The organism is Burkholderia sp. MR1-5-21, from assembly GCF_053427715.1.
This window is the reverse complement of record NZ_JBSAXD010000007.1, coordinates 178,697-201,558: the sequence shown is the minus strand read 5'-3', so window position 1 is coordinate 201,558 and position 22,862 is coordinate 178,697. Positions and strand designations below refer to the sequence as shown.

Genomic DNA, 22,862 nt, shown 5'->3' with positions numbered 1-22,862 from the left:
GCCCATGCAGGAGACCCGATGAACGCTCCCGAACTGTCGGCCGAGATGCGCGCGCAGCGCCAGCGCGAAGTCGTGCAGGCGCTGATGGCCGTGCTGCCGACGCATTGCCTGCTGTACCGCGACGAAGACACCGCGCCGTACGAATGCGACGGCCTGTCCGCGTACCGGCGCCTGCCGCTCGCGGTCGCGCTGCCCGAGACGGAATCGCAGGTGCAGCGCATCGTGCAGATCTGCCGGCGCATGGAGGTGCCGATCGTGCCGCGCGGCGCGGGCACGAGCCTGTCGGGCGGCGCGCTGCCGATCTCGCTCGGCGTCGTGCTGTCGCTCGCGCGCTTCACGCGCATCGTCGAGGTCGACCCGTACGCGCGCACGGCGACCGTGCAGCCCGGCGTGCGCAACCTCGCGATCTCCGAGGCCGCTGCACCGTACGGCCTGTACTACGCGCCGGATCCGTCGTCGCAGATCGCCTGCACGATCGGCGGCAACGTCGCGGAGAATTCCGGCGGCGTGCACTGCCTCAAGTACGGCCTGACCGTGCATAACGTGATGCGCGTGCGCGCGGTGACGATCGAAGGCGAGATCGTCGAATTCGGCTCGCTCGCGCTCGACGCGCCGGGCCTCGACCTGCTCGCGGTGACGATCGGCAGCGAAGGCATGTTCGCGATCGTCACCGAAGTCACGGTGAAGCTGATCCCGAAACCGCAGACCGCGCAGCTCGTGATGGCGAGCTTCGACGACGTCGTCAAGGGCGGCGAGGCCGTCGCGGCGATCATCGCGTCCGGCATCATCCCCGCCGGGCTCGAGATGATGGACAAGCCGGCGACGCGGGCCGTCGAAGCGTTCACGCACGCGGGCTACGACGTCGACGCGAAGGCGATCCTGCTGTGCGAATCGGACGGCACGCCGGAAGAAGTCGCCGAGGAGATCGTGCGGATGACGGCGGTGCTGCGCGAGCACGGCGCGACGCGCATCCAGGTGTCGCGCAACGAGAGCGAGCGGCTGCGCTTCTGGTCGGGCCGCAAGAACGCGTTTCCGGCCGCCGGACGGATTTCCCCCGACTATTACTGCATGGACGGCACCGTGCCGCGCCGCGCGGTCGGGCCGCTGCTCGCACGCATCGAGCAGATGGAGACGCGCTACGGGCTGCGCTGCATCAACGTGTTCCATGCGGGCGACGGCAACATGCATCCGCTGATCCTCTACAACGCGAACGATCCCGACGAACTGCATCGCGCCGAGCTGTTCGGCTCGGAGATCCTCGAGTGCTGCGTCGAGTTCGGCGGCACGGTGACGGGCGAGCACGGCGTCGGCATCGAGAAGCTCAATTCGATGTGCGTACAGTTCTCGCCGCAGGAGCGCGACGCGTTCTTCGCGGTCAAGCGCGCGTTCGATCCGCCCAGCCTGCTCAATCCCGACAAGGGCATTCCCACGCGTGCACGCTGCGCCGAATACGGCCGCCAGCACGTGCGCGGCGGGCTCCTGCCGCATCCCGACCTGCCGCGCTTCTGAGACCAGCCCGGCGCGCGGATGCGCGTCGCCGGCCGGGCGGACGGGGGCAGACGACGGGCCGCCCGGCCTGCCCGGCTGTTCGCGCGCGGCCGCCGCGTTCCACCCGTGAACCGGGCTTAGGGATAGTCGCGATGTGCATTCGCGTCACCCCGGTACAATCGACCGGACAACAAGACGAGGCAGCAACCGATCATGGAAGAGGACGACATCGTCGCCGAATGGGCGGAGCGCACCCGTGCCGCCAGTGCCGATGGCCGGCCGCTGCGGATCCGCGGCGGCGGCACCAAGGACTGGTACGGCCAGTCGCTCGAGGGCGAGATACTCGACACGCGCGCATTTCACGGCATCGTGTCGTACGACCCGGCCGAACTCGTCGTGACGGTCCGCGCGGGCACGCCGCTCGTGCAGCTCGAAACCGTCCTCGGCGAGCGCGGCCAGATGCTGCCGTTCGAGCCGCCGCATTTCGGCCGCCCGGCCACCGTCGGCGGCTGCATCGCGGCGGGGCTCGCGGGCCCGCGGCGCGCGACCTGCGGCGCGCCGCGCGATTTCGTGCTCGGCGTCGCGCTGATGAACGGCCGCGGCGAAGTGCTGCGGTTCGGCGGGCAGGTCGTGAAGAACGTCGCCGGCTATGACGTGTCGCGGCTGATGGCCGGCTCGCTCGGCACGCTCGGACTGATGCTCGAGCTGTCGATCAAGGTGCTGCCGGTGCCCGTCGCCGAAGTCACGCTGAAGTTCGAGATGAGCGCGACCGACGCGGTGCGCAAGCTCAACGAATGGGGCGGCCACCCGCTGCCCGTCAGCGCGAGCGCTTGGCGCAACGGCACCCTCGTGCTGCGCCTGTCCGGCGCCGAGGCCGCGGTGAAGGCCGCAAAGACGCAGCTCGGCGGCGAGGTCGTCGACGCGGTCGAGGCCGAGCGCTTCTGGGCCGGCCTGCGCGAGCAGACTGATCCGTTCTTCAACGGCGTTCCGCCGGGCTTCGCGCTGTGGCGCCTGTCGCTGCCGAGCATCACCGAGCCGATGCACCTGCCGGGCACCCAGCTGATGGAATGGGGCGGCGCGCAGCGCTGGTGGATCACCGACGCCGACGCGCAGACCGTGCGCATGAGCGCGAAACAGGCGGGCGGCCACGCGACGCTGTTCCGCGCGGGCGAATCGTACGATCGCAGCGCCGGCGTGTTCACGCCGCTGCCCGCGCCGCTGATGAAAATCCACCGCGGGTTGAAGTCCGCCTTCGATCCGGCGCGCATCTTCAACCGCGGCCGGCTCTACCCCGATCTCTGAGGGCTCGATGCAAACGAACCTCGCCGATTTCATCCGCAATACGCCCGACGGCGACGAAGCCGACGCGATCCTGCGCAAGTGCGTGCATTGCGGGTTCTGCACCGCGACCTGCCCGACCTACCAGCTGCTCGGCGACGAACTCGACGGCCCGCGCGGCCGCATCTACCTGATCAAGCAGATGGTCGAAGGCGCGCCCGTCACGCGCAGCACGCAGCAGCATCTCGATCGCTGCCTCACGTGCCGCAGTTGCGAGACGACCTGCCCGTCGGGCGTCCAGTACGGCCGCCTCGTCGAAATCGGCCGCAAGCATGTCGAGGAACAGGTGCGGCGCCCGCTGTCGCAGCGGCTCGTGCGCCGCGCGCTCGCGAGCTTCGTGCCGAACAGCGCGCTGTTTTCGCCGGTGATGCGGCTCGGCCAGCACGTGCGGCCGCTGCTGCCGAAGCGGCTGCGCGACAAGGTGCCGCCGCGCACGCGCCTGCTCGAATGGCCGCACCGCACCCATCCGCGCAAGATGCTGATGCTCGCCGGCTGCGTGCAGCCGTCGATGCTGCCGAACATCAACATCGCGACCGCGCGCGTGCTCGATGCGCTCGGCGTCGAGACCGTCGTCGCGCCGGAGGCCGGCTGCTGCGGCGCGATCCGGCTGCACCTGAACTACCACGACGAAGCGCTCGACGACGCGCGCCGCAATATCGACGCATGGTGGCCGTACGTCGAGCAAGGCGCCGAGGCGATCGTGATGAACGCGTCCGGCTGCGGCGCGACGGTGCTCGAATACGCGCACCTGCTGCGCGACGACCCGGCCTATGCGGAGAAGGCGCAGCGCATCGTCGCGCTGACGCGCGACATCTCGGACGTGCTGCTCGCGTTCGAGGCCGAGCTCGCGTCGCTCGCGCGGCGCCGCGCGATCCATACCGTCGCGTATCACCCGCCGTGCACGCTGCAGCACGGCCAGCAATCGCGCGGCAAGGTCGAACGGCTGCTCGAAACGCTCGGCATCGACGTGCGCCTGCCCGCCGACAGCCACCTGTGCTGCGGCTCGGCCGGCACCTATTCGCTGACGCAGCCGTCGCTGTCGTACAAGCTGCGCAAGCAGAAGCTCGCGAAGCTGCAGGCGCTCGAGCCGCAAATGATCGTCTCCGCGAACATCGGCTGCATCGCGCACCTGCAAAGCGGCACGCAGATCCCCGTCACGCACTGGATCCAGCTCGTCGAGCACCTGCTGTACGGCTGAGCGCGTCCGTATAATGCGAATCGATGCGCCGCGCGTCAGCGGCGCGCCCGCATTCGCGCCTGCGCTCGTGCCCACGCTCGTGCCCATATCCGTGCCCGTCATGTCCGATCTTGCCGTTCAGCTGGAATCCGTTCATCACCGCATCGCCGACGCCGCACGCGCGGCTGGCCGCGATCCCGCCACCGTCACGCTGCTTGCCGTATCGAAAACTTTCCCCGCCGATGCCGTGCGCGCCGCGCATGCGGCCGGTCAGCGCGCGTTCGGCGAAAACTACGTGCAGGAGTCGATCGACAAGATCGACGCGCTTGCCGATCTGCGCGCCGGCCTCGAATGGCATTTCATCGGCCCGCTGCAATCGAACAAGACGCGGCCCGTCGCCGAGCGCTTCGACTGGGTGCACTCGGTCGACCGGCTGAAGATCGCGCAGCGGCTCGCCGAGCAGCGGCCCGCGAACCTGCCGCCGCTCAACGTATGCGTGCAGGTGAACATCAGCGGCGAGGCATCGAAGAGCGGCGTCGCGCCGGACGACGTCGCCGACATCGCGCGCGCGATCGCCGCGCTGCCGTCGCTGCGGCTGCGCGGCCTGATGGCGATTCCGGAGCCCGCGGGCGACCCCGACGCGCAGCGTGCGCCGCACCGTGCGCTGCGCGCGCTGTTCGATGCGCTGCGCGCGGAAGGCCTGCCGCTCGACACGCTGTCGATGGGCATGTCCGCCGACCTCGAGGCGGCCGTGCTCGAAGGCGCGACGATCGTGCGGGTCGGCACCGCGATCTTCGGCGCGCGCGACTATTCCCATTGATCCACTTTCCGAACACGACATCATGAAAATCGCATTCATCGGCGGCGGCAACATGGCCGCGGCATTGATCGGCGGCCTCGTCAAGCGCGGCGTCGCCGCGGACGGCCTGTACGCGATCGACGTCAACGAAGACGTCCGCAAGCGCGCCGAGCAGCAGTTCGGCATCCGCACCGGCGCGGCCGTCGACGCCGCGCTCGCGGACTACGACGCGATCGTGCTCGCGGTGAAGCCGCAAGTGCTGAAGGACGTCGCGCAGGCGCTCGCGCCGCACCTGAAGTCGCAACTCGTGATCAGCATCGCGGCGGGCATCCGCGGTACGGACCTCGCGCGCTGGCTCGGCGATTACGCGCGCATCGTGCGCACGATGCCAAACACGCCGGCGCTCGTCGGCATGGGCGTGACGGGCCTCGCCGCGCTGCCGGGCGTCGATGCGGCGGGCCGCGAACTCGCGTCGGGCGTGCTCGGCGCGGTCGGCGAGATCGTATGGTTCGACGACGAGTCGCAGCTCGACGCAGTCACCGCGATCTCGGGCAGCGGCCCCGCGTACGTGTTCTATTTCATCGAAGCGCTGCAGGAAGCGGCGCGCCGCCTCGGGATGAACGACGAGCAGGGCCGCGCACTCGCGGTCGCGACGTTCACGGGCGCCGCGCAGCTCGCCGCGCAGTCCGGCGAGCCGGCCAGCGTGCTGCGCGAACGCGTGACGTCGAAGGGCGGCACGACGGCGGCGGCGCTCGCGTCGTTCGACGCGCAGGGCGTGAAGGAAGCGATCGTGCGCGGCACGCTCGCGGCCGAGGCGCGCGCGAAGGAAATGGGCGACGAGCTCGGCCGCGCGTGAGCACCTGACAAACGAGCGCCAGATGAGCGGCGGCCCGGCGCAATGAAAAAGCGACCCGCGGGCCGCTTGACGAGAGGGTCAGCCTGATCGGCTTGCGCTGATCGGGCGCTTGACCGCGCGCCCGCTTCCGCCGGCACGCGACGTCAGTCGCGACGAACCCCGCTCAGAGCCCGGCCACCGCGTAATGCGCGGCGATCCCGACGAACAGCACGCCACCGAGCCAGTTGTTGTGCCGGAATGCAGCGAAGCACGGCATCCGCTCGCGATCCTTGATCAGCGTGTAGTGATACAGCGCGCAGCCGGCCGCGGCCGCCCACCCTGCCCAGTACACGATGCCGAAGCCGAGCGTCAGCCCGATCCACACGTAGATGCCGAGCGTGACCGCGTAGCACGCCATCACCGCCGCGACGTCGAAGCGGCCGAACGTCAGCGCCGACGTGCGGATGCCGATCTTGATGTCGTCGTCGCGGTCGACCATCGCGTATTCGGTGTCGTACGCGACCGACCAGAACACGTTCGCGATCAGCATGATCCACGCGAGCATCGGCACCGTGTCCTGCACGGCCGCGAACGCCATCGGAATGCCGAAGCCGAACGCGATACCCAGATACGCCTGCGGAATCGCGAAGAAGCGCTTCATGAACGGATAGGTGCCCGCGACGATCACCGCGACGACCGACAGCTCTTTCGTCAGCGCATTGAGCGGCAGGATCAGCAGGAACGCGACGAGCGACAGCCCGACCGCGATCGCGACCGCTTCCCATGCCTGGATCTTGCCGGACGTCAGCGGACGGTCGGCCGTGCGCTTCACATGGCGGTCGAAATCGCGGTCCGCGTAGTCGTTGATCGCGCAGCCCGCCGAGCGCATCAGCAGCGTACCGAGCGCGAAGATCACGAGCAGTTGCCAGCGCGGATGGCCGTTCGATGCGATCCACAGCGCGTTGAGCGTCGGCCAGAGCAGCAACAGGCTGCCGATCGGCTTGTCCATCCGGACGAGCCGCAGATACAGGGGAAAGCGGGCGAGCATGGTGGAGCACCGGGAAGATAACCCCGGCATTTTAGAGCCCAGCGGCAGGTCGCGTCATGTCGACAGCCTTGCGCCCGGCGCACCGGCGGCGCGATGTGCCGAGAAAATCGGGGGTCGGATTCTACTCAAGCGCCGGCGGCAGCGGCCAGGCCGTGCACGGCCTGCGCGATCAGCACGGCCGCGCCGCTGCCCGCGATCGCGAAGCCGACGAAACGCCGCAGCGCGGCGGCGGGTGCGCGCTTCACGGGCGCCGCGAGGGTGCTGCGCATACCCAGGATCATCTGCGTCATGATCGTCACTCCTTCAAACAATACGGATCGTCCAGACGGAAACGGCCGGTCGCACGACCGGCCGTTTCCGCGTTTCCTGCTGCCGGACCTTCAGCAGCAGCTTGCCGGCATCACGCGAGGTCGAAGCGGTCGAGGTTCATCACCTTGTTCCAGGCCGCGACGAAGTCGCGGACGAACTTCGCCTGCGCATCCTCGCTGCCGTAGACTTCGGCCAGCGCGCGCAGCTGCGCGTGCGAGCCGAACACCAGATCGACACGCGTGCCCGTCCACTTGACCTTGCCCGTCGCGCGATCGCGCCCTTCGAACACGTCGTTCGCGGCCGACGCCGGCTTCCACTCCGTGCCCATGTCGAGCAGGTTCACGAAGAAGTCGTTGGTCAGCGCTTCCGGCCGGTCGGTGAACACGCCGTGCTGCGTCTGCCCGACGTTCGCGCCGAGCACGCGCAGGCCGCCCACGAGCGCCGTCATCTCCGGCGCGGTCAGCGTCAGCAGCTGGGCCTTGTCGACCAGCAGCGCCTCGGCCGGCACCGTGTACTGGCCCTTCAGGTAGTTGCGGAAACCGTCCGCAACCGGCTCGAGCACGGCCATCGCTTCGACATCGGTCTGCTCCTGCGATGCGTCCGTGCGGCCCGGCGCAAACGGCACCGTCACCGGGTGACCCGCGTTCTTTGCAGCCTGCTCGACGCCTGCCGCACCGGCCAGCACGATCAGGTCGGCGAGCGACACCTTCTTGCCGCCGGCCTGCGCGTCATTGAACGCCTTCCGGATGCCTTCGAGCGTCTCCAGCACCTTCGCGAGCTGCGCCGGCTGGTTCACGTCCCAGTCCTTCTGAGGCGCGAGCCGGATGCGCGCACCGTTCGCGCCGCCGCGCTTGTCGGAGCCGCGGAACGTCGACGCCGACGCCCATGCGGTCGACACGAGCTGCGACACCGACAGGCCCGACGCGAGGATCTTCGCCTTCAGTGCGGCTGCATCCGCATCGTCGATCAGCGCGTGGTCGACGGCCGGAACCGGGTCCTGCCACAGCAGTTCCTCAGCCGGCACTTCCGGGCCGAGATAGCGTGCGCGCGGACCCATGTCGCGGTGCGTCAGCTTGAACCATGCGCGCGCGAACGCGTCGGCGAACTGGTCCGGATTCTCGTAGAAGCGGCGCGCGATCTTTTCGTACGCGGGATCGAAGCGCAGCGACAGGTCGGTGGTCAGCATCGTCGGCAGATGCTTCTTCGACGGATCGTGCGCATCCGGAATCACGGCCTGCGCGCCCTTCGCGACCCACTGGTGCGCGCCGGCCGGGCTCTTCGTCAGTTCCCACTCGTAGCCGAACAGGTTCTCGAAGAAGTTGTTGCTCCACTGCGTCGGCGTCGTCGTCCACGTGACCTCGAGGCCGCTCGTGATCGCATCGCCGCCCTTGCCCGTGCCATAGGTGCTCTTCCAGCCGAGGCCCTGAGCCTCGAGCGGCGCCGCTTCCGGCTCGGCACCGACGTTCGATGCGGGACCGGCGCCGTGCGTCTTGCCGAACGTGTGGCCGCCCGCGATCAGCGCGACGGTTTCCTCGTCGTTCATCGCCATCCGTCCGAACGTGTCGCGGATGTCGCGCGCGGCGGCGACCGGGTCGGGGTTGCCGTCCGGGCCTTCGGGGTTCACGTAGATCAGGCCCATCTGCACGGCGGCAAGCGGGTTCTCCAGGTTGCGGTCGCCCGAGTAGCGGCTGTTCACGCCACCGCTCAGCTCCAGCCAGATCTTCTCCGCGCCCCAGTAGACGTCGTCCGGTTCCCAGGTGTCCGGACGGCCGCCGGCGAAGCCGAACGTCTTGAAGCCCATCGATTCGAGCGCGACGTTGCCGGCCAGGATCATCAGGTCGGCCCACGAGATGTTGCGGCCGTACTTCTGCTTGATCGGCCACATCAGGCGGCGCGCCTTGTCGAGGTTGCCGTTGTCGGGCCAGCTGTTGAGCGGCGCGAAGCGCTGCTGGCCGCCGCCGGCGCCGCCGCGGCCGTCAGCCGTGCGGTACGTGCCGGCGCTGTGCCACGCCATGCGGATGAAGAGGCCGCCGTAATGGCCGAAGTCGGCCGGCCACCAATCCTGCGAAGTGGTCATCAGCGCGCGGAGGTCGTTTTTCACCGCGGCCAGGTCGAGCTTCTCGAATGCTTCCGCGTAGTTGAATTCCTTGTCCATCGGATCGGACAGGGACGAATGCCGGTGGAGGATGTTCAGGTTGAGCTGATTGGGCCACCAGTCCCGGTTCGACGTGCCGCCGCCAGCGGTGTGATGGAACGGGCACTTCGTTTCAGTCGACATGCGTCTTCTCCTAAGTTCGTTGGCATCCACTTGGCCGGTCCGGAACGCGGACACGTCGGCGGATGGTCACTGCGGGGTAAAAGCGGGAGCGTGGCTCCCGTCGTGCTACGTCGTGTCGGATCAGGTGGTGTCGGGCAACGATCGGCCGGCACCCGGCGGCTCAGCCGCCATAGGCACGGTCCGCCAGATACGCGAACGCGATCGGGCGCAGGCTGCGGATCGCTGCCCTGGCTCGATCTACGACCTTCCCGTGCGGCGCGATGTTCCGCTGCGCGTGCTGCAATACCGAACGCATCATGACACCCTCCTTTGACGCTTGCATTGAACGTGCAGACCGCCGTGCCGGCGGTGCATCGATCCATGCAGAGGAGTCTATACAGAACTATTGGTTATTTGAATTTAATAAATTTCATCTATACGATAGGCAAAAATAAACGGGGTCGCAAGACCCCGTCCCTCTGCTGCGGCCATGGGCCGCACCGCGTCAGTTCACCGTCGCCGGCATGTCGAGCTTCACGACGCCCGGCAATTCGCACGTGGTGATCGCGTCGCTGATCGCATCGATCGCGGGCATCCGCGTGAAGCTCTTGCGCCACACGAGCACGACGCGGCGGTCGGGCACCGGGTCGTTGAACGGCACGTACGACAACAGTTCGGCATCGGGGCCGTTTGCGCGCGGCCCGACCTCGGCGACCGACATCCGCGGCAGCACGGTGATGCCGACACCGCTCGCGACCATGTGGCGGATCGTCTCGAGCGACGAGCCCTCGAACGTCTTCTGGATCCCGTCGGCAGTCTGCGAGAAGCGCATCAGTTCCGGGCACACGCCGAGCACGTGATCGCGGAAGCAGTGGCCGTTGCCGAGCAGCAGCATCGTTTCCTGCTTCAGGTCCTCGGCGTCGATCTGGTGGCGCTTCTCCCACGGATGACCGGCCGGCAGCGCGACGACGAATGGCTCGTCGTACAGCGGCCGCACCATCAGGCCCGTCTCCGGGAACGGCAGCGCCATGATCGCCGCGTCGATCTCGCCCTGTTTCAGCAGTTCGAGCAGCTTCAGCGTGTAGTTCTCCTGCAGCATCAGCGGCATCTGCGGCACCCGCTGGATCATCTGCTTGACGAGCGTCGGCAGCAGGTACGGCCCGATCGTGTAGATCACGCCGAGGCGGAACGGGCCGACGAGCGGATCCTTGCCCTGCTTCGCGATCTCCTTGATCGCGAAGGTCTGCTCCAGCACGCGCTGCGCCTGCGTGACGATCTGGTCGCCGATCGGCGTGACGCTCACTTCGCTCGCGCCGCGCTCGAAGATCTGTACGTTGAGCTCGTCTTCCAGCTTCTTGATCGCCACCGACAGCGTCGGCTGGCTCACGAAGCATGCTTCGGCCGCGCGGCCGAAATGCCGCTCGCGCGCGACCGCGACGATGTATTTCAATTCAGTCAGCGTCATTGTGGGTCAATCAAATATATACAGGCGATAGGTTTAATTTATACACCCTGTGACGCCGGTTCGCCAAGTTTCTCCGCAAAATCACCTGAGGTTCTGCGCTTTTAAATCCGGCCCTCAATCTGCGATCACGCTTTCAGGTACTGCTCGCGCGCGCCGAGCCAGCGCGCGAGATGCTGCGTGACGACGTCCGGGTAGCCGGCGATCAGCCGCGCAGCGGCTTCGCGCGCCGGCTCGATCAGCCAGCCGTCGGTTTCGAGGTTCGCGAAGCGCAGCATCGCCGCGCCCGACTGGCGCGCGCCGAGGAATTCGCCGGGGCCGCGGATCTCGAGGTCGCGCCGCGCGATCTCGAAGCCGTCGGTGGTCTCGCGCATCGTCTTCAGCCGTGCGCGGCCGGTCAGCGACAGCGGCCCGCTGTACAGCAGCACGCACACCGACGCCGCGGTGCCGCGCCCGACCCGCCCGCGCAGCTGGTGCAGTTGCGCGAGGCCGAAGCGCTCCGCGTGCTCGATCACCATCAGCGACGCGTTCGGCACGTCGACGCCGACTTCGATCACGGTCGTCGCGACAAGCAGCTGCACGTCGTTGCGCGTGAACGCGTCCATCACCGCCGCCTTGTCGGCCGTCGACAGGCGCCCGTGCACGAGTCCGACCTTCAGCTCGGGCAGCGCGGCGACGAGCGTCTCGTAGGTCTCGACGGCCGTCTGCAGCTGCAGCGTCTCGCTCTCCTCGATCAGCGGACAGACCCAGTACACCTGGCGGCCCGTCAGCGCGGCCTCGCGCACGCGCGCGATCACTTCTTCGCGCCGTGCGTCGCCGACGAGGCGCGTCAGGATCGGCGTGCGCCCCGGCGGCAGCTCGTCGATCGTCGACACATCGAGATCCGCGTAGTACGTCATCGCGAGCGTGCGCGGGATCGGCGTCGCGGACATCATCAGCTGGTGCGGCTGGAAGCCCTGCGCGCCGTCCGCGGCGTTCGCCGCCTTCGCGCGCAGCGCGAGGCGCTGCTCGACGCCGAAGCGGTGCTGCTCGTCGACGATCACGAGACCGAGGCGCGCGAACTCGACCGCGTCCTGGATGATCGCGTGCGTGCCGATCACGAGCTGCGCGGTGCCGAGCGCAGCCGCTTCGATCGCCGCGCGCTTCTCCTTCGCCTTCAGGCTGCCGGCGAGCCATGCAACCGACACGCCGAGCGGTTCGAGCCAGCCGCGCAACTTGCGCGCATGCTGCTCGGCGAGGATTTCGGTCGGCGCCATCAGCGCGGCCTGGTAGCCGGCGTCGATCGCCTGCGCGGCCGCGAGCGCCGCGACCACCGTCTTGCCACTGCCGACATCGCCCTGCAGCAGGCGCTGCATCGGATGCGGCAACGTGAGGTCGTGCGCGATCTCGTCGACGACGCGGGCCTGTGCGCCTGTCAGCGTGAACGGCAGCGCCGCGTAGAGACGCGTCGTCAGTGCGTCGGCGTCGCTCGCCGCGCGGCGCGGCATCCCGGGCGCCGAGCGCGTGCGGCGCTCCTCGTGCGCGCGCTTCAGCGACAGCTGCTGCGCGAGCAGCTCGTCGAACTTGATGCGCGTCCAGGCGGGATGCGAGCCGTCCATCAGCGCGGGCTCGTCGGAATCGACGCCCGGGTGATGCAGGATCCGCACGGCATCCGCGAGCGACGGCACGCCGAGCGGCCTCAGGTACGCGCGGTCGATCTCCGGGGGCAGCAATTCCGGCAGCGGCGTGCGCTCGACCGCATTCTCGATCGCCTTGCGCAGATAGGCCTGCGACACGCCGGCCGTGCTCGGGTAGACGGGCGTGAGCACTTGCGGCAGCGGCGCATCGGCTTCGACGACCCGCACCGCCGGGTGCACCATCTCCATCCCGAAGAAACCGCCGCGCACGTCGCCGCGCACGCGCAGCCGCTGGCCGACGGCCATCTGCTTGACCTGCGATCCGTAGAAGTTCAGGAAGCGCAGCACGAGCTGCGCCCCGTCGTCGTCGTGAATCTTCACGACGAGCTGGCGGCGCGGCCGGTAGGCGACCTCGTTGTCGAACACGACGCCTTCCGTCTGCGCGATGCCGCCCGGCAGCAGTTCGTCGATCGGCGTGAGCGTCGTCTCGTCCTCGTAGCGCATCGGCAGATGCAGCACGAGATCGATCGCGCGCGTGAGGCCGAGCTTCGCGAGCTTGTCGGCGGTCCTGACAGGCTTGTCGGCCTTGTCGGCCTTGTTGCTCGCGGCCTTCTTGCGTTTCGGTGCGGCAGCGCTCGCCGCGTCCGCTTCGGCCGCGGCCAAATCGGCCGGATCGCCCGGCTCGGCGCCGGACGCACCCGCATCGAACGCGGCCGCCGCCGGCTGCGCGAGCCGCCCGTCGGCGCCGCGGCGCGGCCCGGCGCGGCGCTGCCCTGCGCGGGGCGCGGGTGGCGCGGCGTCGTCCGCGTCGAACGGGTCGGCGGAATCGGCAATGGCGGCGGAAGAACGGCGTGGTGACACTGGCATCGGATCGTCAGGGTGCTTCGCAAGTACAATAGCGGCTTTCACGTCGTCCGAATAAGCGACGCCGGCCCAGCCGCGCATCCCGCCATCATAGCGGCTCGCGCGCCCCATTTACGCGATTCCGCCCAACGGCGGCGCACGCCGGCCGCTTCGAACCAGCCCGCATGTTCACGCTTTCCGATTTCGATTTCAATCTGCCGCCCGAGCTGATCGCGCAAACCGCGCTGCCCGACCGCACCGCGAGCCGCCTGCTCGAGGTCGACCATTCGGTCGAGCCGCCGCGCCTCACCGATCGCCATTTCACCGAGCTGCCTTCGTGCATTTCGGCCGGCGACCTGCTCGTGTTCAACGACACCAAGGTGCTGAAGGCGCGCTTCTTCGGCCACAAGGCGAGCGGCGGCAAGATCGAGGTGCTGATCGAGCGCGTGACGGGCACGCACACCGCGCTCGCGCAGATCCGCGCGAGCAAGTCGCCGGGCCCCGGCACGACGCTGACGCTCGCCGACGCATTCGACGTGACGGTCGGCGAGCGCGTCGAGCCGTTCTTCACGCTGCATTTCCCCGAGCCGTGCCTGGCGCTGATCGAGCGGTACGGCCGCCTGCCGCTGCCGCCGTACATCGAGCACGATCCGGACGCGACCGACGAAACCCGCTACCAGACCGTCTACGCGAGCAACCCGGGCGCGGTCGCGGCGCCGACCGCCGGGCTTCACTTCGACGAGCCGCTGCTCGCGAAGCTCGACGCGATGGGCGTCGAGCGCGCGACGCTGACGCTGCACGTCGGCGCGGGCACGTTCCAGCCGGTGCGGGTCGACAACATCGCCGAGCACAAGATGCACAGCGAGTGGTACGAACTGCCGCAGTCGCTCGTCGACAAGATCGCCGCGACCCGCGCGCGTGGCGGCAACGTGATCGCGGTCGGCACGACGTCGATGCGCGCGCTCGAGGCCGCGGCGCGCGACGCCGACGCCGCGGGCCGCCCGCTCGCGGCGACGCAGGCCGAGACCGACATCTTCATCACGCCCGGCTACCGTTTCCGGGTGGTCGACCGGCTCGTCACGAACTTCCACCTGCCGAAGTCGACGCTGCTGATGCTGGTGTCCGCGTTCGCGGGCGTCGAGACGATCCGCGCCGCGTACCGGCACGCGATCGACGCGCGCTACCGCTTCTTCAGCTACGGCGACGCGATGCTGCTCACGCGGCGCGACCCGCCGGAGACAGCGGGGACGCCGGGCGCGTAAGCGCGGCGCACGGCCGTTCCGGCACGTTCGGCTGTTTCGGCCGGCTCGCGCCGGTCGCACACCCACATTTTTCACCGCCGCCGGCATCCCGGCGGCGCTTTCAACATGCGCCGGACTGTTTTCCGGTGGCAAGGAGAATAAAGCGATGACCGAAGGTTCATCCCACGCTCACGATACGCACGATCGGCACGATCACGTCCGCCCGCACAACGGCCTGAAATTCGACTTGCTGACGACCGACGGCCATGCGCGCCGCGGCCGCGTGACGCTCAACCACGGCGTCGTCGAGACGCCGATCTTCATGCCGGTCGGCACCTACGGCACCGTGAAGGCGATCCAGCCGCGCGAGCTGCACGAGATCAAGGCCCAGATCATCCTCGGCAACACGTTCCACCTGTGGCTGCGCCCGGGCCTCGACACGATCGACGCGCACGGCGGCCTGCACGGCTTCATGGGCTGGAACAAGCCGATCCTGACCGATTCGGGCGGCTTCCAGGTGTTCTCGCTCGGCGACCTGCGCAAGATCACCGAGGACGGCGTCACGTTCGCGTCGCCGATCAACGGCGACAAGCTGTTCCTGTCGCCGGAAGTGTCGATGCAGATCCAGAAGGTGCTGAACTCGGACATCGTGATGCAGTTCGACGAATGCACGCCGTATGCGACCGACGGCGTGCCGACGACGCACAAGGAAGCAGCCGACTCGATGCGGATGTCGCTGCGCTGGGCGAAGCGCTCGCTCGACGAGTTCAACCGGCTCGGCAACCCGAACGCGCTGTTCGGGATCGTCCAGGGCGGGATGTTCGAGGACCTGCGCGACGAATCGCTCGCGGGCCTCGCGGAGCTCGACTTCCACGGCCTCGCAATCGGCGGGCTGTCGGTCGGCGAGCCGAAGGAAGACATGATGCGCGTGCTGCAGCACGTCGGCCCGAAGCTGCCGGCGCACAAGCCGCACTACCTGATGGGCGTCGGCACGCCGGAGGATCTCGTCGAAGGCGTCGCCAACGGCATCGACATGTTCGACTGCGTGATGCCGACCCGCAACGCGCGCAACGGGTGGCTGTTCACCCGCTTCGGCGACGTGAAGATCCGCAACGCGACGCACAAGAACTCGCTGAAGCCGCTCGACGAAAGCTGCTCGTGCTACACGTGCCAGAACTTCTCGCGCGGCTACCTGCACCACCTGCACCGCGTCGGCGAGATTCTCGGCGCGCAGCTGAACACGATCCACAACCTGCATTACTACCTGCAGCTGATGAGCGAGATCCGCGACGCGATCGAGACCCATACGTTCGACGCGTTCCGCCAGCGCTTCGCGGAGGATCGCGCGAGAGGCGTCGACTGACGGACCGGCGGCCCGTCACATCGGACGTGTACTAAATAAGCCGATTCAACTGTCGGTCCGGACCGCCAAACATTACAATTTACTTTCCAAACGAGTCGCAGCGATGCCGGTACGCGCTTTAAGAGCTTGATCCCAAAGCGCATTTGCCGCTCCGTTTGCGCGTGGGGCCGGTGGTAGAATATCCGGCTTAATTTTCGATCTTCCCTTACGGAGAGACCAACGTGCCGTTCATTTCCAATGCCTTCGCGCAAGGTGCCGCGGGTGGCGCCGAATCGAGCCTGATGAGCTTCCTGCCGCTCATCCTGATGTTTGGCGTGCTCTACTTCATCATGATTCGTCCGCAGATGAAGCGCCAGAAGGAGCACCGCAACATGCTGTCCGCCATGGCCAAGGGCGACGAAGTCGTCACGAGCGGTGGCCTCGTCGGCAAGGTGACGAAGGTCTCGGAAGCCTACATCGGCATCGAGATCGCCGAAGGCACCGAAATTACCGTGCAGAAGGCCGCCGTCACGACCATTCTGCCGAAGGGCACGATCAAGTCGCTGTAAGCCCTTCCCCGAGCGTCCGGCTCCCCGCGCCGCGCCCGCCCGAGAAGCGGGCCCCCACGCGGCGCCGGACGCGACGCTTTCAAGCCAACTACCCCGTTCGGCCCCCTCATGAATCGTTACCCACTCTGGAAATATGTCGTGATGGTCGTGGCGCTCGCCATCGGCTTTCTGTACACATTGCCCAATTTCTTCGGCGAAGCGCCGGCGGTGCAGGTGTCGAGCGGCAAGGCCACGGTCAAGCTCGACTCGGCGACGCTCAACCAGGTTGACGCCGCGCTCGCCGCCGCCCAGATCACGCCGGACGACGTCACGTTCGAGAACACCGCGACCAACGCGAACATCCGCGTGCGCGTGAAGGACACCGACACCCAGTTGCGCGTGAAGGACCTGCTGCAGAAGACGCTGAACGCCGATCCGAACGATCCGCAGTACGTCGTCGCGCTGAACCTGCAAAGCGCATCGCCGCGCTGGCTGACCGCGCTGCACGCACTGCCGATGTATCTCGGCCTCGACCTGCGCGGCGGCGTCCACTTCCTGCTGCAAGTCGACATGACGGGCGCGCTGACGAAGAAGCTCGACTCCGACGCATCCGACGCGCGCACGCTGCTGCGCGACAAGAACATCCGCGACGGCGGCGTGAGCCGCGTCGACCAGACCGTCGTCGTCAACTTCAGCGATGCGCAAACCGCCGACGACGCCCTCAAGCTGCTCGCATCGTCGATCACCGAGCTGCAATGGGCGACCCAGCCCGGCGGCGGCGGTGTGCAGGTCGTCGGCACGTTCACGCCGGCCGTGCAGAAGGCCGTCGAAGACGCGGCGCTCAAGCAGAACCTGACGACGCTCCACAACCGGGTCAACGAGCTCGGCGTGTCGGAGCCGATCCTGCAGCAGCAGGGCAGCGACCGCATCGTCGTCGAACTGCCGGGCGTGCAGGACACCGCGAAGGCGAAGGACATCATCGGCCGTACCGCGACGCTCGAGGCGCGCCTCGCCGATCCGCTCAACACGCACCCGAACCCGAACGATCCGGTGCCGCCGGGCGAGGAACTGTTCACGCAGGGCAACCAGGCGCCTGTGCTGCTGAAGAAGGACGTGATCTTCACCGGCGACCGCATCATCGATGCGTCGGCGGGCTTCGACGAACACCAGCGTCCGTCGGTCAACATCCGCCTCGACTCGGCGGGCGGCCGCTCGGTGCGCGCGGTGTCGCGCGACAACATCGGCAAGCCGATGGCGATGGTGCTGTTCGAGAAGGGCAAGGGTGAAGTGCTGACGGTCGCGACGATCCAGTCCGAACTCGGCGACCGCTTCCAGATCACGGGCCAGCCGACCCCGCAGGCCGCCGCCGACCTCGCGCTGCTGCTGCGCGCCGGTTCGCTCGCAGCGCCGATGGACATCATCGAGGAACGCACGATCGGCCCGAGCCTCGGCGCCGACAACATCAAGATGGGCGTCCACTCGGTGATCTGGGGCTTCTGCGCGATCGCCGTGTTCATGATCGCGTACTACATGCTGTTCGGCATGATCTCGGTGATCGGCCTGTCGGTGAACCTGCTGCTGCTCGTCGCCGTGCTGTCGCTGATGCAGGCGACGCTGACGCTGCCGGGTATCGCCGCTATCGCGCTCGCGCTCGGCATGGCGATCGACTCGAACGTGCTGATCAACGAGCGCGTGCGTGAAGAGCTGCGTGCCGGCCAGCCGCCTCAGCTCGCGATCCAGTCCGGCTACGCGCACGCATGGGCGACGATTCTCGATTCGAACGTCACGACGCTGATCGCCGGCCTCGCGCTGCTCGCGTTCGGCTCGGGCCCGGTGCGCGCGTTCGCGATCGTGCACTGTATCGGCATCCTGACGTCGATGTTCTCCGCCGTGTTCTTCTCGCGCGGGCTCGTCAACCTCTGGTACGGCGGCCGCAAGAAGCTGAAGTCGCTCGCGATCGGCCAGGTGTGGAAGCCGGAAGGCGCGGCTGCTGCCGCATCGTTCGCCGCCGCGGACGAGTCGACCGACACCGCACGTGCCGCGAAGCTCGCTGCGCCCGCGAAGGACAATGCGCCGCGCGCCGGCAAGCCGCAGCTGCGCAACCGCGCGCAGCAGCGCGTCGCGCCGAAGAAACCGGGCTCGACCCAATAAGGCCCCCGGAGACGACCATGGAATTTTTCCGCATCCGTAAAGACATCCCGTTCATGCGGCACGCGTTGGTCTTCAACGTGATCTCGCTGGTAACGTTCCTCGCCGCCGTGTTCTTCCTGTTCCATCGCGGGCTGCACCTGTCCGTCGAGTTCACGGGCGGCACGGTGATCGAAGTGCAGTACCAGCAGGCCGCGCAGCTCGAACCCGTGCGCGCGACGCTCGGCAAGCTCGGCTATGCCGACGCGCAGGTGCAGAACTTCGGCACGTCGCGCAACGTGCTGATTCGCCTGCAGCTCAAGGAAGGCCTCACGTCCGCGCAGCAGAGCGACCAGGTGATGAGCGCGCTGAAGGCGCAAAGCCCGGACGTGTCGCTGCAGCGCGTCGAGTTCGTCGGCCCGCAGGTCGGCCGGGAGCTGGCGACCGACGGCCTGCTCGCGCTCCTGTGTGTCGTGATCGGCATCGTGATCTACCTGTCGTTCCGCTTCGAATGGAAGTACGCGGTCGCCGGCATCATCGCGAACCTGCACGACGTCGTGATCATTCTCGGCTTCTTCGCGTTCTTCCAGTGGGAGTTCTCGCTGGCGGTGCTCGCGGCGATCCTCGCGGTGCTCGGCTACTCGGTCAACGAGTCGGTCGTGATCTTCGACCGGATCCGCGAGACATTCCGGCGCGAACGCAAGATGAACGTGCAGGAAGTGATCAACCACGCGATCACGACCACGATGTCGCGCACGATCATCACGCACACGTCGACCGAAATGATGGTGTTGTCGATGTTCTTCTTCGGCGGCCCGACACTGCACTACTTCGCGCTCGCGCTGACGGTCGGCATCCTGTTCGGCATCTACTCGTCGGTGTTCGTCGCCGGCTCGCTCGCGATGTGGCTCGGCATCAAGCGCGAAGACCTGATCAAGGACAAGAAGCTCGCGCACGATCCCGACGATCCGAACGCAGGCGCGCAGGTGTAAGCGCCCCACTGCTTCGGCAAACGGAAAAGGCCGGTTCGCTAGAACCGGCCTTTCTTTTTTGCGCCGCGTGCCGGTTTCGCCGCGACCGCCGTGCCGCGCCGCCCGTTCACCGGAACCCGAACCGCCTGCGCAACGCCGCTAGCGCCGCGAGGCTCAACAGCGCCGCGAACATCAGGTAGAAGCTCGGCGCGGTCTTCGTGCCGGTCGCACGGATCAGCCACGCGATGATGAACGGCCCGAAGCCGCCGAAAATCGTCACCGCGACGTTATACGCGAGCGACATCCCGGTCGTACGCGTCTGCACCGGAAACACTTCGGACAGCAGGCCCGGCAGCGCCGCGAAGTAGCCGGTCATCAGGAACGCGAACACGACCTGCACCGCGATCAGCGTGCCGACGTCCGGATGCGCGACCAGGTACGCGAACGCCGGATAGATCAGCACGAGGATCGCGAGCGCCGGCGCGACCATCACGCGCACGCGGCCGTAACGGTCCGACCAGTGGCCGACGAGCGGTGCGAACACCATCTGGATCACGCCGACGACGAGGATCGCCGCGAACGCGGTCGACGGCGCGAGGCCGAGCTCCTTCACCCCATAGGTCGGCATGAACAGCACGAGATAGGTCGCGACGGTGCCGAGCACGACCACGCCCATCGCCGCGAGCAGGCGCGCCTTGTGCGACGCGAACGTATCGCGCAGCGGGTTCGCGGTGACTTCGGCCGCGAGGAACTCCGGCGTCTCGTCGACCTTCGCGCGGATGTAATACGCGACGGGCCCGAGCAGCAGGCCGAAGAAGAACGGGATCCGCCAGCCCCACGCGGCCATCTGCGCGGCCGTGAGCTGCGCATTCAGCACGGTGCCGAACATCGCGGCGAGCAGCGTCGTCAGCCCCTGGCTCGCGACCTGCCAGCTCGCGAAGAAGCCGCGCCGGCCCGGCACGTGCTCGGCGAGGAACGCGGTCGCGCTGCCGAACTCGCCGCCCGCCGAAAAGCCCTGCATCAGCCGCGCGGCGACGAGGATCAGCGGCGCGGCGATGCCGATCGAACCGTAGGTCGGCAGCACCGCGATGACCAGCGTGCCCGCCATCATCAGCAGGATCGACAGCGTCAGCGCCGCCTTGCGCCCTGCCCGGTCCGCATACGCGCCGAGCACGATTGCGCCGAGCGGCCGCATGAAGAACGACACGCCGAACGTGCCGAGCGTCAGCAGCAGCGACACGGTGTCGTTGCCCGCCGGGAAGAACAGCTTCGAGATCGTCACCGCGAAGAAGCCGTAGACGACAAGGTCGAACCACTCGAGCGCATTGCCGATCGATGCGGCCACGACCGCGCGCCACACGCGCGGCGTCGAAACGATGGAACGGGACGGCGTGACGGCATGCATCGGCGATCTCCTTGTCGTTGTTCGTTCGCGTTCGCACGGCCGCGCGGCACGCGCCGCCGTCGACGTTCGGGCGATTATAGGCGCTCGATCGTCACGAACCGGCAGGCAATAAAAAACCGCCGCGCCCGGAGGGGAAACGCGGCGGTTGGCGCGGGCAGGACCTGCATCCCGCCCGGTGCGACCGGATTTACTGCTGCTTGACCGCTTCGGCCGAGATCTGCAGCGTGGTCTTCATCTTGAAGCCGTACTGCTTGCCGTAGTCGAGACCGAAATCGTCGCGGTTGAACTCGCCGGCCGCGTCGACGCCGCACACTTCACGCTTGAGCATCGGGTGCGGCATGCACTTGAACGAATCGATCTTCAGCGTCAGCGGCTTCGTGACGCCGTGCATCGTCAGGTTGCCGACCACCTCGACCGGCTTGTCGCCGTCGAACTTGATCGTGCCCTTGTAGTTGGCCTGCGGATACTTCGCGGCGTCGAAGAATTCGGCCGACTGCAGGTGCTCGTCGAGCTTCCCGTTGCCCGTGCTGATCGACGCGATGTCGGTCGTCACGTCGACCGTGCCCGTCTTCGCCGCACGATCGAGCGTCACCGTGCCGCTCGACTTGTCGAACTTGCCGCGCCACACCGACAGGCCGCCGAAGTGATCTGCCTCGAAGCTCGGGTACGTGTGGCTCGGGTCGAACTGGTACGTCGCGCTGCTGGCGAACGCGGAAAACGACAGCGAAGCGGCAAGCGCGCCCGCCGCAATCATCAGATGCTTGTTCAATTCAATCTCCTTGGAATGCGCCACACGCACGCGCGGCGCCGGGTTGTGCGACAGCGTCCCGCTTACTTCGCGGACACGATGTGAAACTTGATCTGAACTTCGTCGGCGACGACCGACGTGTCCTTCCACTCGCCGGTGCCGACGTTGAACGCGGAGCGCTTGATCGGCAGCACGCCGTCGAAGGTCTGCGTCGCGCCGTTCTGCGTGATCGTGACCGGCAACGTGACGGTCTCGGCCTTGCCCTTGATCGTCAGCTTGCCGGTCACGTTGTACTTGTTGCCGCCCGCGGGCGCGATCGCCGACGACACGAAGGTTGCCTGCGGATAGGCCTTCGCGTCGAACCAGTCCTTGCCGGCGACCTGGTCGTTGTACATCTTGTCGCCGATGTCAAAGCTCGCAATGTCGATCGACACCTGCGCGGTGCCCTGCGCGGCCTTCGCCGGATCGAACTTGATCTGCGCGGCGAACTTCTTGAACACGCCCTCGGTCGGCACGTTCATCTGCTTCGACACGGCGGACACCTTGCTCTTCGCCAGATCGACGTCGGCAAGCGCCGCGCCCGACGCGGCAAGCGATACCGCGGCGAACGCGGCCAGCATGGAGCGGGAGAAAGACACTTTCATGGGATCCTTCATTTGGCAAAGGGAAGCATCCGCGACAGCAGCCCGTCACGGTCCAGCACCTGATGCTTGACCACCGCGAGCATGTGCATCGCGACAAGCGCAAGCAGAATGTAATTCAGCGACACGTGGAGTGTCTTGAAGGTTTCCTTCAGCACCGGATCGGGATCGATCAGGCGCGGCAGCGGCACGATGCCGAGGTAGACGACCGGGATGTTCGACGCCGAGCTGTACAGGTAGCCGGTAATCGGGATCACGAGCATCAGCGCGTACAGCAGCCAGTGCACGCCGTGCGAGCCGACGCGTTGCCACGCCGGCATGCCGTCCGGCAGCCGCGGCGGCACGTGGGTCGCGCGCCACAGCACGCGGATCACCGCGAGCGCGAACGCCGTCACGCCGATCCACTTGTGCCACGAGAAATACTTGAGCTTCGTCGGCGTGAAGCCGGGGATGTCGGTCATCACCCAGCCGAGCGCGAAGCCGCAGACGATCAGCAGCGCGATCAGCCAGTGCAGCGCGATCGCGGTCCGCGTATAGCCGGCCGGCCCGACCGGCGGAGAATTCGATGCCATGGAGTCCTCAGTTCAATCATGCGCAGCGCGGCCTTTCAATCGTCCGACGCATGCCAAGGGCGCCATGCTACCGCAACCTTTTGACGCGCGCGGAA

The 22,862-nt window shown here is 67.6% G+C and carries 20 protein-coding genes; 10 read left to right on the top strand and 10 right to left on the bottom strand.

Going from position 1 to position 22,862, the window contains the following annotated elements; all coding sequences use genetic code 11:
• Window positions 1–18: 18 nt before the first annotated feature.
• From ACV229_RS12565 to proC, 5 genes are all read left to right on the top strand, one after another.
• Window positions 19–1,509 carry an FAD-linked oxidase C-terminal domain-containing protein gene (locus ACV229_RS12565; RefSeq protein ID WP_448083449.1) on the top strand — a complete coding sequence of 497 codons (1,491 nt, stop codon included), beginning with the start codon at window positions 19–21 and terminating at the stop codon, window positions 1,507–1,509.
• A 192-nt stretch (window positions 1,510–1,701) separates the two neighbouring features.
• On the top strand, window positions 1,702–2,790 hold the full coding sequence (gene glcE / locus ACV229_RS12560) for a glycolate oxidase subunit GlcE (RefSeq protein ID WP_448083448.1): 1,089 nt from the start codon (window positions 1,702–1,704) through the stop codon (window positions 2,788–2,790).
• 7 nt (window positions 2,791–2,797) lie between these two features.
• A complete protein-coding gene (glcF, locus tag ACV229_RS12555; protein ID WP_448083447.1) occupies window positions 2,798–4,024 on the top strand; it encodes a glycolate oxidase subunit GlcF in 1,227 nt (408 codons plus the stop codon).
• Between the two features lie 100 nt (window positions 4,025–4,124).
• Window positions 4,125–4,823: a YggS family pyridoxal phosphate-dependent enzyme gene (locus ACV229_RS12550; RefSeq protein WP_448083446.1), complete on the top strand. Its 699-nt coding sequence runs from the start codon at window positions 4,125–4,127 to the stop codon at window positions 4,821–4,823.
• Window positions 4,824–4,845: 22 nt separating this feature from the next.
• Window positions 4,846–5,658: a pyrroline-5-carboxylate reductase gene (gene proC, locus ACV229_RS12545; RefSeq protein WP_448083445.1), complete on the top strand. Its 813-nt coding sequence runs from the start codon at window positions 4,846–4,848 to the stop codon at window positions 5,656–5,658.
• Between the two features lie 163 nt (window positions 5,659–5,821).
• Here proC and ubiA read toward each other — a convergent pair whose 3' ends face one another.
• From ubiA to recG, 6 genes are all read right to left on the bottom strand, one after another.
• The gene (gene ubiA, locus ACV229_RS12540; RefSeq protein ID WP_448083444.1) at window positions 5,822–6,685 is read right to left on the bottom strand and encodes a 4-hydroxybenzoate octaprenyltransferase; all 864 of its coding nucleotides are present in this window, start codon (window positions 6,683–6,685) and stop codon (window positions 5,822–5,824) included.
• 125 nt (window positions 6,686–6,810) lie between these two features.
• Window positions 6,811–6,975 (bottom strand): hypothetical protein, encoded by a 165-nt coding sequence (locus ACV229_RS12535; protein ID WP_448083443.1) that lies wholly within the window; start codon window positions 6,973–6,975, stop codon window positions 6,811–6,813.
• Window positions 6,976–7,085: 110 nt separating this feature from the next.
• The gene (gene katG, locus ACV229_RS12530; protein WP_448083442.1) at window positions 7,086–9,272 is read right to left on the bottom strand and encodes a catalase/peroxidase HPI; all 2,187 of its coding nucleotides are present in this window, start codon (window positions 9,270–9,272) and stop codon (window positions 7,086–7,088) included.
• Between the two features lie 160 nt (window positions 9,273–9,432).
• Window positions 9,433–9,570, bottom strand: a complete 138-nt coding sequence (locus tag ACV229_RS12525; RefSeq protein ID WP_448083441.1) for a hypothetical protein — start codon at window positions 9,568–9,570, stop codon at window positions 9,433–9,435.
• Window positions 9,571–9,756: 186 nt separating this feature from the next.
• Window positions 9,757–10,716, bottom strand: a complete 960-nt coding sequence (locus tag ACV229_RS12520) for a LysR substrate-binding domain-containing protein (RefSeq protein WP_448083440.1) — start codon at window positions 10,714–10,716, stop codon at window positions 9,757–9,759.
• Between the two features lie 125 nt (window positions 10,717–10,841).
• Window positions 10,842–13,196 carry an ATP-dependent DNA helicase RecG gene (recG, locus tag ACV229_RS12515; RefSeq protein WP_448083439.1) on the bottom strand — a complete coding sequence of 785 codons (2,355 nt, stop codon included), beginning with the start codon at window positions 13,194–13,196 and terminating at the stop codon, window positions 10,842–10,844.
• Between the two features lie 161 nt (window positions 13,197–13,357).
• On the opposite strand from recG, the gene queA reads away from it, so the two are divergent.
• The 5 genes from queA (at window position 13,358) to secF (ending at window position 19,422) form a co-directional block, all read left to right on the top strand.
• Entirely contained in the window at window positions 13,358–14,434 is a 1,077-nt protein-coding gene (queA, locus tag ACV229_RS12510; protein ID WP_448083438.1) for a tRNA preQ1(34) S-adenosylmethionine ribosyltransferase-isomerase QueA, read from the top strand.
• Between the two features lie 145 nt (window positions 14,435–14,579).
• Window positions 14,580–15,776, top strand: coding sequence for a tRNA guanosine(34) transglycosylase Tgt (gene tgt, locus ACV229_RS12505; protein ID WP_448083437.1), 1,197 nt, complete (start codon window positions 14,580–14,582; stop codon window positions 15,774–15,776).
• 221 nt (window positions 15,777–15,997) lie between these two features.
• Complete coding sequence (gene yajC / locus ACV229_RS12500; RefSeq protein WP_448077951.1) at window positions 15,998–16,324, top strand: preprotein translocase subunit YajC; 327 nt, start codon at window positions 15,998–16,000, stop codon at window positions 16,322–16,324.
• A 108-nt stretch (window positions 16,325–16,432) separates the two neighbouring features.
• Complete coding sequence (secD, locus tag ACV229_RS12495) at window positions 16,433–18,454, top strand: protein translocase subunit SecD (RefSeq protein ID WP_448083436.1); 2,022 nt, start codon at window positions 16,433–16,435, stop codon at window positions 18,452–18,454.
• Between the two features lie 17 nt (window positions 18,455–18,471).
• Window positions 18,472–19,422, top strand: a complete 951-nt coding sequence (secF, locus tag ACV229_RS12490) for a protein translocase subunit SecF (RefSeq protein ID WP_448083435.1) — start codon at window positions 18,472–18,474, stop codon at window positions 19,420–19,422.
• A gap of 106 nt (window positions 19,423–19,528) precedes the next feature.
• On the opposite strand, the gene ACV229_RS12485 is transcribed toward secF, so the two are convergent.
• The 4 genes from ACV229_RS12485 to ACV229_RS12470 all read right to left on the bottom strand — a co-directional run bounded on the left by ACV229_RS12485 (window position 19,529) and on the right by ACV229_RS12470 (window position 22,767).
• Window positions 19,529–20,806, bottom strand: a complete 1,278-nt coding sequence (locus ACV229_RS12485; protein ID WP_448083434.1) for an MFS transporter — start codon at window positions 20,804–20,806, stop codon at window positions 19,529–19,531.
• Window positions 20,807–20,993: 187 nt separating this feature from the next.
• Window positions 20,994–21,575, bottom strand: a complete 582-nt coding sequence (locus ACV229_RS12480) for a YceI family protein (protein WP_448083433.1) — start codon at window positions 21,573–21,575, stop codon at window positions 20,994–20,996.
• Between the two features lie 62 nt (window positions 21,576–21,637).
• The gene (locus ACV229_RS12475; protein WP_448083432.1) at window positions 21,638–22,198 is read right to left on the bottom strand and encodes a YceI family protein; all 561 of its coding nucleotides are present in this window, start codon (window positions 22,196–22,198) and stop codon (window positions 21,638–21,640) included.
• A gap of 8 nt (window positions 22,199–22,206) precedes the next feature.
• Complete coding sequence (locus ACV229_RS12470) at window positions 22,207–22,767, bottom strand: cytochrome b (RefSeq protein ID WP_448083431.1); 561 nt, start codon at window positions 22,765–22,767, stop codon at window positions 22,207–22,209.
• Between the last annotated feature and the right edge of the window lie 95 nt (window positions 22,768–22,862).

Bases quoted from the DNA above. Each gene is read 5' to 3' on its own strand.
- ACV229_RS12520 (WP_448083440.1), bottom strand. From the start codon at position 10,716: ATGACGCTGACTGAATTGAAATACATCGTCGCGGTCGCGCGCGAGCGG.
- recG (WP_448083439.1), bottom strand. From the start codon at position 13,196: ATGCCAGTGTCACCACGCCGTTCTTCCGCCGCCATTGCCGATTCCGCC.
- secF (WP_448083435.1), top strand. From the start codon at position 18,472: ATGGAATTTTTCCGCATCCGTAAAGACATCCCGTTCATGCGGCACGCG.
- ACV229_RS12470 (WP_448083431.1), bottom strand. From the start codon at position 22,767: ATGGCATCGAATTCTCCGCCGGTCGGGCCGGCCGGCTATACGCGGACC.
- ACV229_RS12485 (WP_448083434.1), bottom strand. From the start codon at position 20,806: ATGCATGCCGTCACGCCGTCCCGTTCCATCGTTTCGACGCCGCGCGTG.
- ubiA (WP_448083444.1), bottom strand. From the start codon at position 6,685: ATGCTCGCCCGCTTTCCCCTGTATCTGCGGCTCGTCCGGATGGACAAG.
- proC (WP_448083445.1), top strand. From the start codon at position 4,846: ATGAAAATCGCATTCATCGGCGGCGGCAACATGGCCGCGGCATTGATC.
- ACV229_RS12475 (WP_448083432.1), bottom strand. From the start codon at position 22,198: ATGAAAGTGTCTTTCTCCCGCTCCATGCTGGCCGCGTTCGCCGCGGTA.
- ACV229_RS12535 (WP_448083443.1), bottom strand. From the start codon at position 6,975: ATGACGCAGATGATCCTGGGTATGCGCAGCACCCTCGCGGCGCCCGTG.
- glcF (WP_448083447.1), top strand. From the start codon at position 2,798: ATGCAAACGAACCTCGCCGATTTCATCCGCAATACGCCCGACGGCGAC.
- secD (WP_448083436.1), top strand. From the start codon at position 16,433: ATGAATCGTTACCCACTCTGGAAATATGTCGTGATGGTCGTGGCGCTC.
- katG (WP_448083442.1), bottom strand. From the start codon at position 9,272: ATGTCGACTGAAACGAAGTGCCCGTTCCATCACACCGCTGGCGGCGGC.
- ACV229_RS12525 (WP_448083441.1), bottom strand. From the start codon at position 9,570: ATGATGCGTTCGGTATTGCAGCACGCGCAGCGGAACATCGCGCCGCAC.
- glcE (WP_448083448.1), top strand. From the start codon at position 1,702: ATGGAAGAGGACGACATCGTCGCCGAATGGGCGGAGCGCACCCGTGCC.
- ACV229_RS12565 (WP_448083449.1), top strand. From the start codon at position 19: ATGAACGCTCCCGAACTGTCGGCCGAGATGCGCGCGCAGCGCCAGCGC.
- queA (WP_448083438.1), top strand. From the start codon at position 13,358: ATGTTCACGCTTTCCGATTTCGATTTCAATCTGCCGCCCGAGCTGATC.
- ACV229_RS12550 (WP_448083446.1), top strand. From the start codon at position 4,125: ATGTCCGATCTTGCCGTTCAGCTGGAATCCGTTCATCACCGCATCGCC.
- tgt (WP_448083437.1), top strand. From the start codon at position 14,580: ATGACCGAAGGTTCATCCCACGCTCACGATACGCACGATCGGCACGAT.